General features: G+C 39.6%; 13 protein-coding genes and 1 riboswitch. Of the genes, 11 read left to right on the top strand and 2 right to left on the bottom strand.

Annotated elements, in window-relative coordinates:
* The first annotated feature begins 22 nt into the window (after positions 1-22).
* The 7 genes from CTY47_RS09560 to CTY47_RS09530 all read left to right on the top strand — a co-directional run bounded on the left by CTY47_RS09560 (position 23) and on the right by CTY47_RS09530 (position 8,589).
* Positions 23-1,111, top strand: coding sequence for a winged helix-turn-helix domain-containing protein (locus CTY47_RS09560; RefSeq protein ID WP_099464531.1), 1,089 nt, complete (start codon positions 23-25; stop codon positions 1,109-1,111).
* Between the two features lie 475 nt (positions 1,112-1,586).
* A complete protein-coding gene (trpS, locus tag CTY47_RS09555; protein ID WP_099464530.1) occupies positions 1,587-2,642 on the top strand; it encodes a tryptophan--tRNA ligase in 1,056 nt (351 codons plus the stop codon).
* An 11-nt stretch (positions 2,643-2,653) separates the two neighbouring features.
* Positions 2,654-3,172 carry an RNA polymerase sigma-70 factor gene (locus CTY47_RS09550; RefSeq protein ID WP_099464529.1) on the top strand — a complete coding sequence of 173 codons (519 nt, stop codon included), beginning with the start codon at positions 2,654-2,656 and terminating at the stop codon, positions 3,170-3,172.
* A 72-nt stretch (positions 3,173-3,244) separates the two neighbouring features.
* Entirely contained in the window at positions 3,245-3,940 is a 696-nt protein-coding gene (locus CTY47_RS09545; RefSeq protein WP_099464528.1) for a porin family protein, read from the top strand.
* A gap of 30 nt (positions 3,941-3,970) precedes the next feature.
* A complete protein-coding gene (locus CTY47_RS09540) occupies positions 3,971-4,816 on the top strand; it encodes a FecR family protein (RefSeq protein ID WP_099464527.1) in 846 nt (281 codons plus the stop codon).
* A gap of 12 nt (positions 4,817-4,828) precedes the next feature.
* Entirely contained in the window at positions 4,829-7,525 is a 2,697-nt protein-coding gene (locus CTY47_RS09535) for a TonB-dependent receptor (protein ID WP_099464526.1), read from the top strand.
* A gap of 2 nt (positions 7,526-7,527) precedes the next feature.
* A complete protein-coding gene (locus tag CTY47_RS09530; protein WP_099464525.1) occupies positions 7,528-8,589 on the top strand; it encodes a DUF4249 domain-containing protein in 1,062 nt (353 codons plus the stop codon).
* Positions 8,590-8,594: 5 nt separating this feature from the next.
* On the opposite strand, the gene CTY47_RS09525 is transcribed toward CTY47_RS09530, so the two are convergent.
* Complete coding sequence (locus CTY47_RS09525) at positions 8,595-9,398, bottom strand: hypothetical protein (RefSeq protein WP_099464868.1); 804 nt, start codon at positions 9,396-9,398, stop codon at positions 8,595-8,597.
* A gap of 107 nt (positions 9,399-9,505) precedes the next feature.
* Positions 9,506-9,704: riboswitch (cobalamin riboswitch) on the top strand.
* Positions 9,705-9,740: 36 nt separating this feature from the next.
* Between CTY47_RS09525 and CTY47_RS09520 the strand changes: the two genes are divergently transcribed.
* Genes CTY47_RS09520 through CTY47_RS09505 form a run of 4 tightly spaced genes read left to right on the top strand, consistent with a single transcriptional unit; the run spans position 9,741 to position 15,151 of the window.
* Entirely contained in the window at positions 9,741-11,744 is a 2,004-nt protein-coding gene (locus CTY47_RS09520; protein ID WP_099464867.1) for a TonB-dependent receptor, read from the top strand.
* Positions 11,745-11,771: 27 nt separating this feature from the next.
* Positions 11,772-12,905: a YncE family protein gene (locus tag CTY47_RS09515; RefSeq protein WP_099464524.1), complete on the top strand. Its 1,134-nt coding sequence runs from the start codon at positions 11,772-11,774 to the stop codon at positions 12,903-12,905.
* Between the two features lie 24 nt (positions 12,906-12,929).
* Positions 12,930-14,015, top strand: coding sequence for a DUF5074 domain-containing protein (locus CTY47_RS09510; protein ID WP_099464523.1), 1,086 nt, complete (start codon positions 12,930-12,932; stop codon positions 14,013-14,015).
* A gap of 11 nt (positions 14,016-14,026) precedes the next feature.
* The gene (locus CTY47_RS09505) at positions 14,027-15,151 is read left to right on the top strand and encodes an ABC transporter substrate-binding protein (RefSeq protein ID WP_099464522.1); all 1,125 of its coding nucleotides are present in this window, start codon (positions 14,027-14,029) and stop codon (positions 15,149-15,151) included.
* Positions 15,152-15,337: 186 nt separating this feature from the next.
* On the opposite strand, the gene CTY47_RS09500 is transcribed toward CTY47_RS09505, so the two are convergent.
* The gene (locus CTY47_RS09500; RefSeq protein ID WP_099464521.1) at positions 15,338-16,714 is read right to left on the bottom strand and encodes an NAD(P)/FAD-dependent oxidoreductase; all 1,377 of its coding nucleotides are present in this window, start codon (positions 16,712-16,714) and stop codon (positions 15,338-15,340) included.
* Between the last annotated feature and the right edge of the window lie 18 nt (positions 16,715-16,732).

The following is a 16,732-nucleotide window of genomic DNA, read 5'->3' as shown; positions in this document are numbered from 1 at the left end:
TTGTGGTAAAAATAAAATATAGATGGGAAAGAAAACAATTCCAAATACGTTGATTGTTTCACTGGTTGTGTTATTAGTTTGTGTTTCTTTTATTATTGAGTTTAATGTTATTTATAGAAAGACATATGATGAGGTTCAAAAAGAAGCGATAAGTGTGTTTTATCGGTCATTATCTTTGGATATGAATAAACGGTTAAAAGAGGCACATGTATTTTACTCATATACATTTGATCCAATAGGCAGTACTGATAGTATTGTTGTCAAAAATGAAAATAAATCAGGCAACGAACAGTCCACAAATGATATTCGTAATTTATCTATTGAAAATAAGCAAGAAATGATATTTCAATCTCTTTTATTTATTAAAAGTCCAATAAAAGTAAATTCCTTAGATAGTCTCTTTCATGAAGAGTTAAAAAAGAACGATATATTAGCAGAAACGGGTGTTTTGTATGTAGATAAAGTTCGGAATATAGAACATGTCAGTAATAATTTTGAATCTGTTTCAGTTCATGCCTATTCTACAGGCAAAATAGAATTGGGCGTACAAAAGGAAATTCTTGTCCAAGCTTTTATTAAAATTCATCCTTATTGCATTTTTACAAAACACAAAAGTCCGTTTTTTATTTTGCTATGTGTATGGGTTGCAGTAATGCTGGCTTTATTTGGGACAATGTACTACTATAAGAATAGGGTATTTAATTTGGAGACCAACTCACACGAAGATAAGGTATCCGAGAGTGCGGATAACCCTAAGGATGTTTCAGAACTTTCGGCAAGTATGATTCGTATAACTCAGGATGTTATTTTAGAAACAGACCATTGTGCGATTTCTTTTGCCGGTATGAGGTATGATATGACGGATCAATCGGTGCTTTTGTTAAAACTACTTTTCTACAGCCCTGATTATTATAAGAGTTATGAAGATATAGTTGAAGCATTGTGGGGGAAGTTGGCCGATCCTACCAATAGATTGACACAATCCGTTAAAAGACTTCGTGAATCTATCGCTAAAATTCCGGTTTTGAAAGTAGAAAATGTTCGAGGAAAAGGATATCGCTTAATCATTGATGAAACAGTGGACTTCGATATTGATGAAGGAAACTTATAAAATGATGCTTTATTTGTTAGAATGTTGTTTTTATTGATTTTTTTATCTTTCCGGTTTATCCCGATGATTTTATAATTTCATCGGGATCATTTTACAAAATCATCAGGATGAATTTAAGATGCCTTTTTATTGCTATGCCTAATTTTGCTATCTTCCATTATAAAATATAAATTTAAATCGGCAATGGGCTTATAATATAAATAGCTCACAAATAAAGGATAGCTTTTCTCTTTGTTTATGTGTTTTGATAAAACGATGTAAGTATAATAAAAATATTTTAAAAGAAAAAGTTATTTTTCTGTTGGTTTACATAATGACTCTCTGTTTATGTTTAATCATTTGATTTTTAATTGTTTTATTTGTCTTGTTTGCGGACTGTATAACTTTAGGCTCTCGTAGAAATAAGAACTATAGACCTTTAATCTATATAATGTTTATTATCTTTGCGATCATTGAATTATAAAACAGAACGAAAATGGAAACAGTTGTAAGTGGCATACGGCCAACCGGTAACCTGCATTTAGGTAACTACTTCGGAGCAGTAAAGAGCTTTCTGCAGATGCAGAATGAGTATAATTGCTATTTCTTTATTGCTGACTGGCATTCGTTGACCACACATCCGCATCCTGAAAATTTACGCAAGAGTGTAAAAACTATATTATCCGAATATCTGGCTTGCGGCATAGATCCGGAAAAGGCAACTATCTATATGCAAAGCGACGTGCGTGAAGTTGCAGAACTGTATCTTTATTTGAATATGAATGCCGGTATCGGAGAATTGATGCGCACGGCCTCTTTCAAAGATAAAGCCCGTCAACAACTTCATATTAACCGCGACAGTAATGACGATAGTGATGTGGAAAAAGAGATATTCAACGAAGGCAACAAGCATAGTGTAAGTGCCGGTTTATTGACTTATCCTACATTGATGGCTGCCGATATTATTATACATAAGGCATTAAAAGTGCCTGTTGGTAAAGATCAAGAGCAGAATATGGAAATGGCTCGTCGTTTTGCCCGCCGTTTCAACTCTACTTATAATGTGGACTTTTTCCCGGAACCGGCTTCTTTCCACATGTCTGCAAAGGCTATAAAAGTGCCAGGACTGGATGGATCCGGAAAGATGGGTAAAAGTGAAGGCAATGCTATCTATCTGGTTGACGACGAAAAAACGATTAAGAAGAAAGTAATGAAAGCCGTTAGCGATGCGGGACCAACGGAGCCGAATAGTATAAAGCCGGAACCGATAGCCAATCTTTTCACTATGATGGAGATTGTATCTACCAAGGATACATACGATTATTTTAATGAGAAATATAATAATTGCGAAATCCGTTATGGCGATATGAAGAAACAACTGGCGGAAGATATAAACAGTTTCTGTGCTCCGATTCGCGAACGTATCCTTGATATTGCTGCAAACGATGACTACTTGAATAAAGTAGCCCGTATGGGTGCGGAGAGAGCAAGCGAGAATGCAGCGAAGACTTTACGCGAAGTTCGTGAAATTATAGGTTTCCGCGCAGATTAATAGCCTTTTGCATGGCAGCATTTACTACTGAAGAATTTGAACGGAATTTCAAGAGCTTGTATAAGCCCTTGTGTTTGTTCGCGCTTCGGTATATAGACCGGTTAGATGATGCCGAAGATATTGTTCAGCAGGCTTTTGCTGATGTGTGGGATAAAAATAGCGAAGGTCTGCTTATTGGTAACCTGAAAGCCTATTTATATCAGGCTGTACGCAATCGTTCTCTTTCTTTTATCTCTCAATCGCCAATGGCTCAGGCTACAGATGTACTGCCGGATATGGAAGATACTTCGGAAGAAGAACAGATTCGTTGTTCCGAAAGAGATGCACGTCTTTGGCAAGCCATTGATAAACTGCCACCCGAACGGAAGAAAATATTTTTGCTTTCTAAACGTGATGGTTTGAAATACCAGGAAATTGCAGATGAATTAAATTTGTCTGTAAAGACGGTTGAAAACCAGATGGGAAAAGCGCTTAAAGCTTTGCGGGAAACGGTTGTGCGTATTTATTGTTTTATTTTTGGGTTGGCGTAGTAGGGGTTTTTTTACTTTCCTTGTCTTAGTGATGAAAGGATATTCAAAGTTTAATCACTAAAAGAAGAGAGTATGAAGAAGTTGGTATTATTTGTGATGTTGATAATGTGTGTGGTTTCTGTAAATGCACAACAATGGTCGCTGACGCCTGAATTGGGGATGACTGCCATTAAACGGGGAGGTGATAAGTTTGTATATTTTGGAGGCAATTATGACTGGAGCCCTCGGTTTAAAGGCGGAGTGGGCGTTGAATATACATTTAAACCCGGGTGGTTTGCACTCAAATCCGGTTTATATTTTACGCAACGCGGATATAGTGAAAGCTATTTTAAAACTCCGGAAGCGGGCGACCCGAATGAACCTGACGCAGGGGTAGTAAATATGAAGGTGAAGCGGAATTTCCTGCAAGTACCGTTATTGGCTGACTTCTCGTTCCGTCTTTCGGATGATGTGCGTTTGCATTTAGCGGCAGGACCATATATTGCGGCTTCTTTATCAGATAGGATGTCAACATATTATACAGGCTATAAAAGCTATGGTGAGGGTGGCTATGGCTCTTGGGGAGGCAGTGAAAATACAATAAAAGTCCAGGGCTATAATGCTTTTGACTGGGGACTTTCTTTTCAAGCTGGAATAGAGGTAAAGCAACTGGTTGCGAATATTGGCTATGATGCTTCTCTTGGAAAGGAGTTTGAATATGGAAAGGCCGATTTGAAATTTCATACGATCAGTCTTTCTATAGGCTATAAATTTAAATTAGGAAAATAATTACGGACATAGTCCGGTGATAATACTAAAATGATGAATAACGAGTACGATGACAAATTAGAACAACATATTCGCTTTGTAGCCAAACATTACAAAGAAGGATCTTTGGATGCGGATAAAGCCTGGGAAAATTTTGCTTCAGGTCGTAAAGTAAGCCGCAGAATCCCTCTTATGCGTTATCTGGTACAAGCAGCTGCAGTTGTACTTTTGCTTATCGGAATCGGAACGTTTTATGTATGGGAACAGAGTCGGCCTGATTGGGTAGCTATTTCCACTGTTGCCGGACAAAAGAAAGATATCTACCTGCCGGACAGTACACTGATTTCTTTGGCAGGTGATTCATGGATTCGTTATGATGTGAAAAACTACGGGAAAGACCGGCGCGTTGTGGAGATGAAAGGAAAAGCATTTTTTCAGGTGAAGCGGAATGAAACGCGCCCTTTCTTTGTAGAAGCTGATTTAGCTGAAATACGGGTTTTGGGTACGAGTTTCCAGGTTGAAACTCCACGAAATTCCGTAGAGGTGAATGTGGAGACCGGTAAAGTAAGCTTTACTGCCGGAAAGGAAAAAGAACAAGTCATATTAACGGCCGGAATGTCGGCCAGTTACTCTATGGAGAAAAAAGGAATAACTGTACTGACAGAGGAAGATGCTAACTACCTGTCTTGGAAAACCGGTTTATTGCGTTTTACTGATGCGCCGATAAATAAAGTAATAGAGGATCTGGGTAATTATTATCAGGTAAAAATTACGAATAAGATAACAAAACCGGATGCTAAACTAACTGCATCATTTAATAATATGCCGCTGGATGAAGTACTGATGGTGATAAATCAAACATTGGATATACGGTTGGTGCCGGAAGCGGGTGAGTAGAAATAAAAACCTATGTCATACAAATTATTTATATGGCTATTGGGTTTGCTGATGTTACCTTGCCTGTCAGGACAGATTGAAGCCCAGTTACCCGAATCTACACCGGTAGTTACGGTAAGTATGAAACGGGTTCCTTTGCCGGATATACTGTCGGAACTGGAAAAACAAACCGGAATGTTTTTTTCGTATGAATCTTCCCTGATAAAAGACCTGCCGGATGTTTCCTTGGTTGTACGCGACGAATCGTTAAACTATTGTTTAAAGCGGCTGTTTTCGGCTCTTCCTGTTATTTACCGGGTAACCGGGCAGTACATAATATTAAAGCGAAAACCCCAGTTGTTTACTATCAGTGGCTTTGTTAGGGATTCTGCTTCGTATGAGAGCCTTTTGAATGCTACTATAATAGAAAAAATATCAGGTAAAGGTTCGGTTTCCAATAATTATGGTTTTTATAGTATAACGCTTCCGCCCGGCGAGGTTCTGCTCTCAACTTCTTATGTAGGTTATAAGCCCAGAGAGATACATTTTATTCTTACAAAAGATACGTTGGTTGATTTGTCTTTATCTTCAATCGGTAATTTGAAAGAGGTTGTAGTAAGGGGATTGAATCCTGACTCGGAAGTGTTGAACAGTAGAAGTGGTGTTTTTGATGTGCCTGCGCAGCGAGTCAAATCAATGCCAACTTTGCTGGGAGAAAATGATTTGATAAAAACTTTACAACAATTGCCTGGAGTTGCGGTAGGAGATGAAGCCAGTACCGGACTGTTTGTCCGGGGGGGAGGGGCCGACCAGAATTTATATTTGCTGGATGGAAATCCGGTTTACCAAATTAATCATTTATTGGGATTCTTCTCCGCATTCAATCCGGATGCAGTGAAGAATTCGATCTTTTATAAAGAAAGCTTTCCGGCGGAATATGGTGGAAGGCTTTCGTCGGTTGTAGACGTTCGTACAAATGATGGCGACCGGCAGCATTATCATGGAAATATATCGATCGGTTTGCTGTCGGCGCGGGCTAATCTGGAAGGACCGATCTGGAAGGACCGTACATCATTCAATGTATCGGTACGACGTACCTGGATTGATTTGCTTACAACACCGATTCTAGCTTTTACCAACAAAGATAGCAACACAAAGCAATCGTATGGTTTTCACTTTTTTGATATTAATGCGAAAGTGAATCATTCCTTTTCGGATCGGAGCCGTCTTTATCTGAGCTTCTATATGGGACAGGATGCTTTCCGAAACGGAGAAAAATCCAGGCATGAGGAAGATAAGGATGACTTTCATTGGCGTTGGGGAAATCTGATCGGTTCGGCCGGTTGGAATTATGTGATTAATAATAAATTGTTTGCCAACGTAATGGCCGGTTATAGCCGCTTCCGCTCCCATATATGGAAAGAGTCCATCAGTACTACTATTTATGAGGGACAGGCTCCGGATAGTCCGACCGAACCGGGACAAAAGTTTCTGTCTGTGTTTGAAAGCGGCTATAGGTCGGAGATAGAAGATGTTAGTTTGCGTACTTCTTTTGATTATCGCCCGGTTGTTAACCACCGCCTTCGTATCGGATCGGATTATCAGTATCATAGTTTTCACCCCGAAAATAACTTTGCTACGATAACAAACTGGCAAAAGGAAAGTAGCTCTCAAATGCCTGTAGGCGGGTTAACCATTAAAACCTGGATTCCCGGACATGAAGTTTCTTTTTATGCCGAAGATGAAATGCGCCTGACGAACCGTTTACGGGTGAATGCCGGATTGCGATATACGATATTTATGGTTCAGAAAGAAACATATCATTCCCTGCAGCCGCGTTTGTCTGCCCGTTATGTATTAGGACGGAACTGGTCGGCAAAGCTGTCTTATAGTAAGATGAACCAGTATGTTCATTTACTATCGGATACATATATCAGCCAACCGACAGATATATGGGTACCGGTAACAAGTAGCATTCCTCCGATGGGAGCACATCAATTGTCTGCCAGCTTATGTTATAATTTGAATAAATCGTATGACTTTAGTTTAGAAGGATACTATAAGCGAATGAATAATCTGATAGAATATAAAGATCATGCTTTGGCCGAAAATACCTTTACCGGCTGGGAAGATCGCGTAGGTATCGGTAAAGGACGTTCTTACGGATTGGAGTTTATGGTACAAAAGAAGATAGGCAAGACTTCCGGATGGATAGGATATACTTTGTCGTGGTCGGATCGCTGGTTTCCGGACGGTTCGGTAAATCGTGGCGAGCATTATCCTTATCGTTATGATAATCGTCATAAAGTAAATGTCGTTTTATCGCGCCGTCTTTCCCGGAAAGTGGAATTAACCGGCACATGGGTCTTTGCTTCCGGCAATCATATAACGATACCTGAATATTTGTATTCGGGAGCCGGCGGGCAAATAAATAATGGTTTTATTCCGGGTGATATTTCACAAGTGCCCGGTCAAGGTGCCAGCGCATTGAACAATTATCAACTTTCCCCATATCACAGACTCGATTTAGGTGCTAATTTTTATCGTTATAAGAAGAATGGAAGGATGGGGATTTGGAATTTGAGTGTATATAATGTTTATTTGCAACCAAATCCGTTCACTGTGAAAGCGGTGTGGAGACAAGGCGCACAAGATGAGCCGAAAGCTGTTTTGCAGCAATCGATCCTTTTCCTTTGTATGCCATCCATTTCCTATACCTATAAATTTTAGAAATGAAGTTATTTTTTTGTAGTTGGTTCGTGCTGTTGGCTTTTATTTCTTGTATTCGGGAAGTAGAACTTGATTATCCTCCCGTACCGGCAAAAATTGTGTTGAATGCTTCCGTTTCGCCGGATCAACCGGTGAGCGCTTTTATTTCTAAAACCTGGTTTTTGCTGGATAGTGTTCCTGATATTTATTTACCGGATGCAACCGTGCATGTGTATGTGAATAACAATTATAAAGGGATTATGCAGTGCATTGACGACCCTACCGATACATTGACTGCCAAAGGACAGTATCAGTTGGCCGGATGTTATGTACGTGCAGGCGACCAGCTCTCTCTGAAAGTACAAGCCCCGGGATATGAAACGGCCACATCCGGTGTAACGATTCCGCCTTATACTCCTATTATGTCGGTAGATACGGTTCGTTTCCAGTCTACCTCTCTGACATCTCCTTTTTATAATATAGAAAGCTTACGTTTTATGGTAAGGATGAAAAAGGAACAATCTGAGCGGCATTATTACAGGATGCTTGTTGAGCGTGTAGTAGAGTATGAAAAGGGCGAGGAAAAGATTTCGGTTTCTCGATATGGATTAAACGGTTATTTTTTAATAAACGGCTATTTGCCGTATGGCTCTTTCCTGATGGTTAACTATGAAGATCCAGTATTCCAGATGACAGATATGTCGTCGGTTTCCCAGTATCAAAGTTATGGCATTTATACGGATGATTTGCTAAAAAAACAGGTTCCGTATAACGTAAGGTTGTCTGTTGCGCCGGTTGAGAATTCATATAAAAGCGATACGCTTTCGACGCGTGTTACTTATAAAGTGCATTTACAGACTATTTCTGAATCATATTATCAATATTTCAGGATGGTAGGCGGTTTTGGCATTTGGATTGGCAATATTAATTGGGGAGATATAGCGAGTTCGTCCGAAACATATACAAATGTATATAATGGTTTTGGTGTACTTACAGGTTATCAGCAAGATACATATTCATTTACAATGCCTGACGGTAATGTCCCTCCGGAATGGGATCCATGGAATAAGTATGGAAGCTGGTAGTATTGTTATTTACCGAATATAGGATAAACAAGTACCTGTCTTTCCATTTTTCGCCGCATAGGATTGTATTCATATTGCATACCGGCTCCTATACCGAAATTGTTGGTAATTTTAAATTCCATAGCTCCTCCTACGGCAGAATGATTCATGTACGGGCTATATATCATGAATGAATTCTTTTTGTTGTCATTATCATACATTGTGTATTGTCCCCATGCTTTTAACCGGAGCCAGTTTGTTGCTTCGTAACTTACCTGTGTGTTTACTCCTCCCATAAAACCCGGACTGGGGTTAAGCGGCGTGAAAAAACGTCCGGCAAATGCTCCGCCGCTGACAGTCCATCTATCTTTATGCCATGCAATCTGAGGGGCAATTTCTGTAATGCCTCCCATTCCCGGCCAGGTAAACTGGCGGCCTGTTATCATAAAATCTACATTGTCGTTTATTGGTTTGAACGTTGTTTCGTCAAAATCCAGTGCCATAGGGGAAACATCCCTTAACATAGGTGTGAATACATTAAAGAAAGGACGGTAAGCAGCGGATAATATCTGCATATCCATAGGACGCTCGTCCAGTGTGAGCGGAGTCTCGGGGATGAAGTCCCGCAGTCTGTTTTCTATTTCGCGGGTAGATGCCGGTGTATAAGATTTATAAGCGAATTTGGGAATATTGAATTCATAATTTTCAAATTTGGGAATCGCGATTATTTTACCTTCATTGTTTTGTATAATGGTAAATCCTTTTTGTGCCCATACTTGCATGCTTAATGCAATCAGCATTAATATGATAAGTAAATGTCCCCGTTTCATATAACCTCCTTCTTTTGCCGTTTGCAAGATACGTATTTTATAAATAGAATACTATGATTGTTTTTAAAAGAATAATAATAACATTGTTATAATAAAATAAACATATATCTTTGTAACCGAATTATGGTGTAATCGTTTCGTATTCTCGGACGGTTAGTAAAAGGGAATCCGGTGTAAAACCGGAGCTGTACCCGTAGCTGTAAGTTCTGTAAACCTCGGCCTTTCTGATTGCCACTAACGATCTGTTGGGAAGGCGGCCGACAAAGGAGAACAAGCCAGAAAACCTGCCATTATTCTTGTTATGCGGTTCCTCGGGTAAAGGAATTGGTAAACCAAGTTATTATGCTGGATATGTTTGTTAAGAAAATGTTGTACCTGATAGGTGCATGGGTGTTTTTCGCTGTGGTATCTTATGCCCAGGGAATAGATACTGTGTCTTATCATCGGCTTTCGGGTGTGGAAGTAGTGGAAAAGGCTCGTCCCTCCGTTACACGTGAAGCAACACCGGTTCAGTTGATGGATAGAGCCGGTATTGAAAGGCTGGGTGTACAGGATTTGTCGGAAGCGGTGAAACGTTTTTCCGGTGTAACTGTGCAGGATTATGGAGGAATAGGCGGTTTGAAAACGGTATCTGTCCGTAGTTTAGGTGCTAAACATACAGCGGTAAGTTATGACGGCGTTACTGTTACGGATGCACAGAGCGGGCAGGTGGATATAAGCCGTTTTTCACTGGATAATGTAGAAATGGTATCTTTGTCTATAGGCCAGGCTGATGATATTTTTCAGACGGCACGTATGTATGCTTCGGCTGGCGCATTAAGTATAAAGACAACTAAACCTGTATTCTCTTTATCTCCTCTCCATCTGCGTGCACAAGTGAAAGCCGGTTCTTTTGGTATGGTAAATCCTTCTCTCCGTTATGAACAGAAGTTGGGAAACCGATGGGCGGCATCTCTTTATGGGGATTGGCAGCGGGCCGACGGAAACTATCCTTTTACGTTGGTGAACGGAAAACTGGAAGAAAAGAAAAAACGTTATAACAGCGATATCGAAACGTGGCGTACAGAATTGAATGTATATGGCGATTTTGGTAAAGGCGGAAGTTTACGTTTAAAAGGGTATTATTTCGATTCGGAGAGAGGATTGCCCGGATCTGTTATATTGTATAATGACTATGCCGGCGAACGTTTATGGGATAAAAACGGTTTTGCACAAGCCCATTATGAAAACAGATTCAATGAACGTTTTGCTCTGCAAGCCCAGTTAAAATATAATTATGCGTGGACGCGTCATCTGGACGTGGATAATAAGTATGAAGGAGGCAAACAAGATGACCGGTATACGCAAAACGAATATTATGGTTCCGCTTCTGCTTTGTATACCCCATTGAAGTATGTATCTTTTTCTCTTACGCAAGATTTTTTTGTGAACACGTTGGATAATACATTGCCGGAATGTCCCTTCCCTATGCGGTACACTTTGCTTACTGTATTGGCAGGACAATATAAGAACTCAAGATTCACTGCTACTGCAAGTTTGTTGGGAACGTTTATAACAGAAAAAGTTAAGTCAGGCGATACGCCGGCCGATCGTAAGCGGTTGTCCCCTGCGGTTAGTGCTTCATGGCGTATTCTGGCAGATCAGAATTTGCGTGTCAGGGCTTCTTATAAAGATATATTCCGGGTCCCTACATTTAATGATATGTATTATTTACGTATCGGAAATACGGGATTGAAACCTGAACGTGCAACACAATATAATCTGGGGCTTACCTGGAGTGGACAGCCTGCTTCATATGTCCGTTATTTAAGTGTATCGGCTGATGGTTATTATAACCGTGTGAGGGATAAGATTGTAGCTTTGCCCACTATGTTTATTTGGAAGATGATGAATATGGGTGAGGTTTCGATAGCCGGAATTGATGTGAATGTGTCTACGGAAATTCCGGTTTGCAATAAAATAGATGTCGTATTGCAAGGAGCCTATACGTGGCAGCGGGCAATTGATATAACGGACGAGGATGCTAAAAACTATCGTGACCAGATTCCTTATACTCCGAAACACAGTGCTTCCTTGTCTTTGTCCGTAGAGAATCCGTGGGTGAATTTTTCTTATAGCCTGACTGCTGTGGGAGACCGTTATGCATTACCTCAGAATATCTCTGATAACCTGATCAAAGGGTACGTTGAACAAGGTATCTCTGTAAATCGTGAATTTAAGTTTGATAAATGTAAATTACGTCTGCAGGGTGAAATAATTAATCTGGGTAATATCAATTATGACGTAATCCAGTATTATCCGATGCCGGGACGTTCGTATAGGGCAACGGTTTCGTTTATTTTGTAATATCCATTCAAAAATACATATAATATAATGAAGAGAAAGAATTTGTTTTTTATTTCGGCACTATGTGCTTTGATGTCGACGTCGTTTGTTGCTTGTGATAATGATGATGATCCGATACCAACCCCGAGTCCGACACCGGAAACTTCTGAATATACAGCTGGTTTTTATATAATTAACCGCGGAAAATCAAAATCTAATAACAGCTGCATATCTTATTATGACTTAACGAATAAAAAAATAACCGGACATGTTTTTGAAACAGTTAACGGTCGTAAGCTCGGTGATTCTGCCCAGGAATTTTTCCAATATGGAACAAAGATTTATATTCCGGTTTATAACTCTATGATTATAGAGGTTGTGGATGCTGCAACTCTAAAGTCATTAAAGTCAATCGAACCGAAAGATGCCGGAGGAAACGGAGCAAAGCCACGTGCTATGACAGCTTCAGGCGATTATGTATATGCAACATTGTATAACGGATATGTTGCCCGTATCGATACAACTACACTTGAAATAGACAAACAGGTGAAAGTCGGGATGAATCCTGATAAATTATCGGCTAAAGGAGATGTGCTGTACACTGCTAATTCGGGAGGTCTAAATAGTCCGAACTACGATAAAACAGTTTCTGTGGTAGACCTGAACACTTTTGAAGTAAAACGTAATGTAGAAGTTATTATCAATCCTACTCGTGTAATTACCGATAGTGAAGGGGATGCCTATGTGGTTTCTATGGGTAATTATTCAAAAGATCCGGCAACCTTGATTCCTAATACATTGCAATACTTCAAGAAAGGTTCTTCCGAGGTAAAGGAAATTCGTACGGCTTCTGTTGTCTCAATTTGTAATGATACGATTTATGGTGTCTATAAACAATACGGTGCTACAACTTATGATTTCTTTACTTATGATGCGAAAGCGGAGAAAATGATTTCGGAAAAGTTTGTAACGGATGAAACAAAAATCAATGGCGATCCGCAGGAGATTGATGTAGACCCGTTGACAGGTAACGTATATGTGTCTGTTGGTGGAAAAAATGTTAACGGAGACATGTACATCTTCTCTCGTGAAGGAAAATTGATTAATAAGTTTGATACGGATGGTCTTTATCCTCAGGGAGTCCTTTTTGTGTATAAAGAACAAGCGTCTGAAAAAGAATAAGAAAATAAAATAAAATAGAACACAATGAACAAGAACAAGTTTTTATTATTATCCGCACTGTGTGCAATGATGGCCGTTTCTTTTATGGCATGTAACAATGATGACGATCCGACTCCGGGAATAGATCCATCTAAAACAACTGCTTTTTATGTTTTAGATGGAGGTAATTACGGAAATAATAATGCTGCAATTACTTATGTTGATGCAGAAGGAAAGGTTATAAACAATATTTTTAGAGATCAAAATGGCCGTAATCTGGGTGATATGGGACAGAATATGATCAAGTACGGTTCAAAATTATATGTTTCTGTATATGGTTCTAAAACCGTCGAAATATTGAATGCAGCTGATGCGCAAAGTTTAAAACAATTAAAACTGGTTGATGAACAAGGAAATGAACGTGCACCACGTATGTTTGCTGCTTATGGAAATAAGGTTTATCTGACAACCTACGATGGTTATGTTGCAAAAATAGATACAGCGTCCATGTCTGTAGAGGGTTATGTGGAAGTTGGTCCTAATCCGGATGGTATAACAATTGCTAATGGACGCATCTATACAGCGGATACGGATGGAATGAACTGGCCGAGTCAGAGTACAAGTGTTTCTGTGGTGGATATTAATACTTTTAAAAAGGAGAAAACATTGACAGTGTCTTTAAATCCGAATTATATTTATTCAGATTCGGACGGAGACGTTTATGTTATATGCATGAGCGATTATAGTGATGATAAGTCATATATTTTGCAACGGATAGATGCCAAGACTGATGCTGTAACAACGGTTGAAGGTGTTAAAGCTTATAAAATGACTGTTTATGATGATATTGCTTATATCATGTTTAATGACTATTATGCAGGGGCCGTGAAATTTTACAAATATGATTTGAAGAATGAGAAATTACTTAGTGAAAATTTCATTACGGATGGAACTGTTATAGACTCTCCTAATGGAATCGGTATAGACCCGTTAAGAGGAGATATTTATGTTGCCAAAAGCAATAAGACTAACAATGGGGATGTTTATGTGTTTACTGCTGAAGGTAAACTGAAAACAAAGTTTGAAACAGCTCCTTATCCTTCTGATTTTGTTTTTATGGATGGGAAATAAATTAAAGCTTTATGAAGCAAATCATCTCTTTACTGTTTGTTCTTTGGGCTGCCGTGTCGTGCACGCAGCCCAAAAAGCAAACGGATAATACTCTTGTCTCTGTTGATAAGATTCAGTATTCACAGGGATATACAATAGAACGCTATGACGATTATATTGTTACCGAATTGCGTGATCCATGGGACACAACACGTATTTTACAACGCTATCTGTTGGTGGATAGGAACAAGGATATTCCGGGAGGAATGCCTAAAGGTACGATTGTGCGTATTCCTTTAAAAAATATCGTGGTATATAATTCGGTACACAGTTCTATCGTAGAATTGCTCGATGCTGCCGAAAATATTGTAGGGGCTTGCGAATCCCGCTATATGGATACTCCTGTAATCCGCGAACGATTGGATAAGGGAGTGATTGCCGACTTGGGTGAAGCAACAGCTCCTAATATAGAAAAGATGGTAGATGTAGGTTCGGAAGTGATTCTTGCCTCTCCATTTCGCAATTCGGGATATGGCCCTGCCGAAAAGTTGGGAATACCTATTATTGAATGTGCCGATTATATGGAATCTACCCCGCTTGGAAGGGCTGAATGGTTACATTTATACGGCCTTTTGTTGGGACGTGAAGAACTGGCAGATTCACTTTTCCGTGCAACGGAGTCAAATTACCTTACCCTTAGTAAATTGGCAGAAGGAGTACAGCACCGTCCTACCGTATTTTCTGAAAAACGGTTTGGATCGACCTGGCATATCCCCGGAGGGGCTAGTTATATGGCTCACTTTTTTAAAGATGCAGGTGCCGATTATATGTTTACAGACCTTCCCGGTGCAGGAAGTACGCCTCTTGCTTTTGAAACGGTTCTGGATAAAGCTATTCATGCCGATATCTGGCTGATTAAGTATAACCAACCGGATGATCTGACCTATGCCGGTTTGCGTGCCGAGTATACGCCATATGAGAATTTTGATGCATTTAAGAAGAAAAATATTTATGCTTGTAATACCGGCTCTGTTCCTTATTATGAAGAATTTCCTATGCACCCGGATTATCTGTTGAAAGATCTGGTTTGGATATTCCATCCTGAGTTATTACCGGATTATACGCCCCGTTATTACAAAAAACTAGGCGGTTCTTAAATGGCTTTTGATATAAATGATTTAAAAAGATATGTCTTTTGCATTTAAAAGACGGGACTTTTACATTAAAAGGATAGCTCTTTTTAATAGGTTGATTTACCTTTATAAAATAAAAACCCGGTTTCTTTCAAAGAAACCGGGGTTTTGTAGTTTGGCATTTTATTAGAGGGAGTTGTTTAGGGTCTGTTAAGCATATCCGTTGAGCATTCCATAGAAATACATAGGCTTTAAAATGTATACTTTCAATAACCATGCCAGCCATTGTTCTTTTGACGTATCTATCATGGTGAAAGGGAATGAGATATCCGGATTTTTGTCGTAATCGAACTCACAAAGCAATACGTGTCCGTAGTCTGTTACGATCGGGCAGGCTGCATAGCCATTATATTTTTCTGCCGGTTCTTTTCCTTCCATTAGTGAAATCAGATTCTTTGCAGCGATAGGTACTTGTTTACGTACGGCTGCTGATGTTTTACTGGTTGGGATACCTGCCACATCTCCTAATGAAACAATGTTGGAATATTTTTGGTGAACCAATGTGTTTTTATCTACCATAACCCATGCTTCTGCTGCCAGTTTCCCTTCAGTCCAACCCAGTCCCGATTCGCGGACGAAGTCTGGGGCTGACATTGGAGGGGTGAAATGTAAGAAATCATAATCTTTGACGAAAGGAGTAACGATTTTCTCATCTCCTTTCTTTTCAATCTTTTCAAAATGTGCCTGCTTAGTAGCTGTGTCAACTCCTTTAAGCCGTACATTCAGATTGATAGGAATATTACGTTCGTCGTATATCTCCAACAGGCGTTTGGTGAAATAGGGTATATCATATAATTCGTGTGATGCCGTAAAATAGTCTAATTTTACCTTATCACGCGTATTTTGTTTTCGTGTATAATCATCAGTCAACAAACATATCTTTTTAGGCGCTCCTCCACATTTATGCTTTGTATATGTGTCTGTATAAAGTCCGCGTCCGCCGGTCTTGGCAAATTCCTGTAACGCTTTCCATGTTTTCTGAGCACCCTCAAAATCATATATGCTGTTTGCATTGCCTACGCCTAATGTGTCGTGAGTGATACCTTCTACTTTCTCCCAGTTTATTTGTAAACCCGGAGTGAGGACTAAAAAGTCATAAGGGATTTTTCCGTTATTAACCGTTGTTATCTGATTCCATACGGGGTCTACGCCTGCGACAGAATCTTTGATCCATTTTACACCTTTAGGCATGCAATCTTCCTGGTTTTTCCAAACCTCATCCGGTTGATATACTCCGGAAGCGATTAAGGTGAATCCCGGTTGATAGAATTGACGATCGCTCGGATCGATTAAAGTGATATCCGGTTCGTCCAGCCAACTTAACAAACGTGCTGCCATACTGATACCGGCAGCGCCTCCGCCTATTATTACTATTTTGCCTTTAGCATTACTTGAAAAAGCTTTAGCTTTTTCTGTTCCAAAAGTGGTAAGAATTCCGGCTGCCGCCAATAATTTGAAGAAGTTACGACGATCTATGCCCTTTTTCTCCAATTCCTCTAATTGTTTCTCCAGTTCGTGTTTCATCATGAATATAAGAATCTAAGA

Origin of the sequence: Parabacteroides provencensis (assembly GCF_900232875.1) — a bacterium.
GTDB classification, from domain to species: Bacteria; Bacteroidota; Bacteroidia; order Bacteroidales; family Tannerellaceae; genus Parabacteroides; species Parabacteroides chinchillae.
The sequence above is the reverse complement of the archived record's forward strand: the minus strand, read 5'-3'. Positions and strand labels throughout refer to the sequence as shown.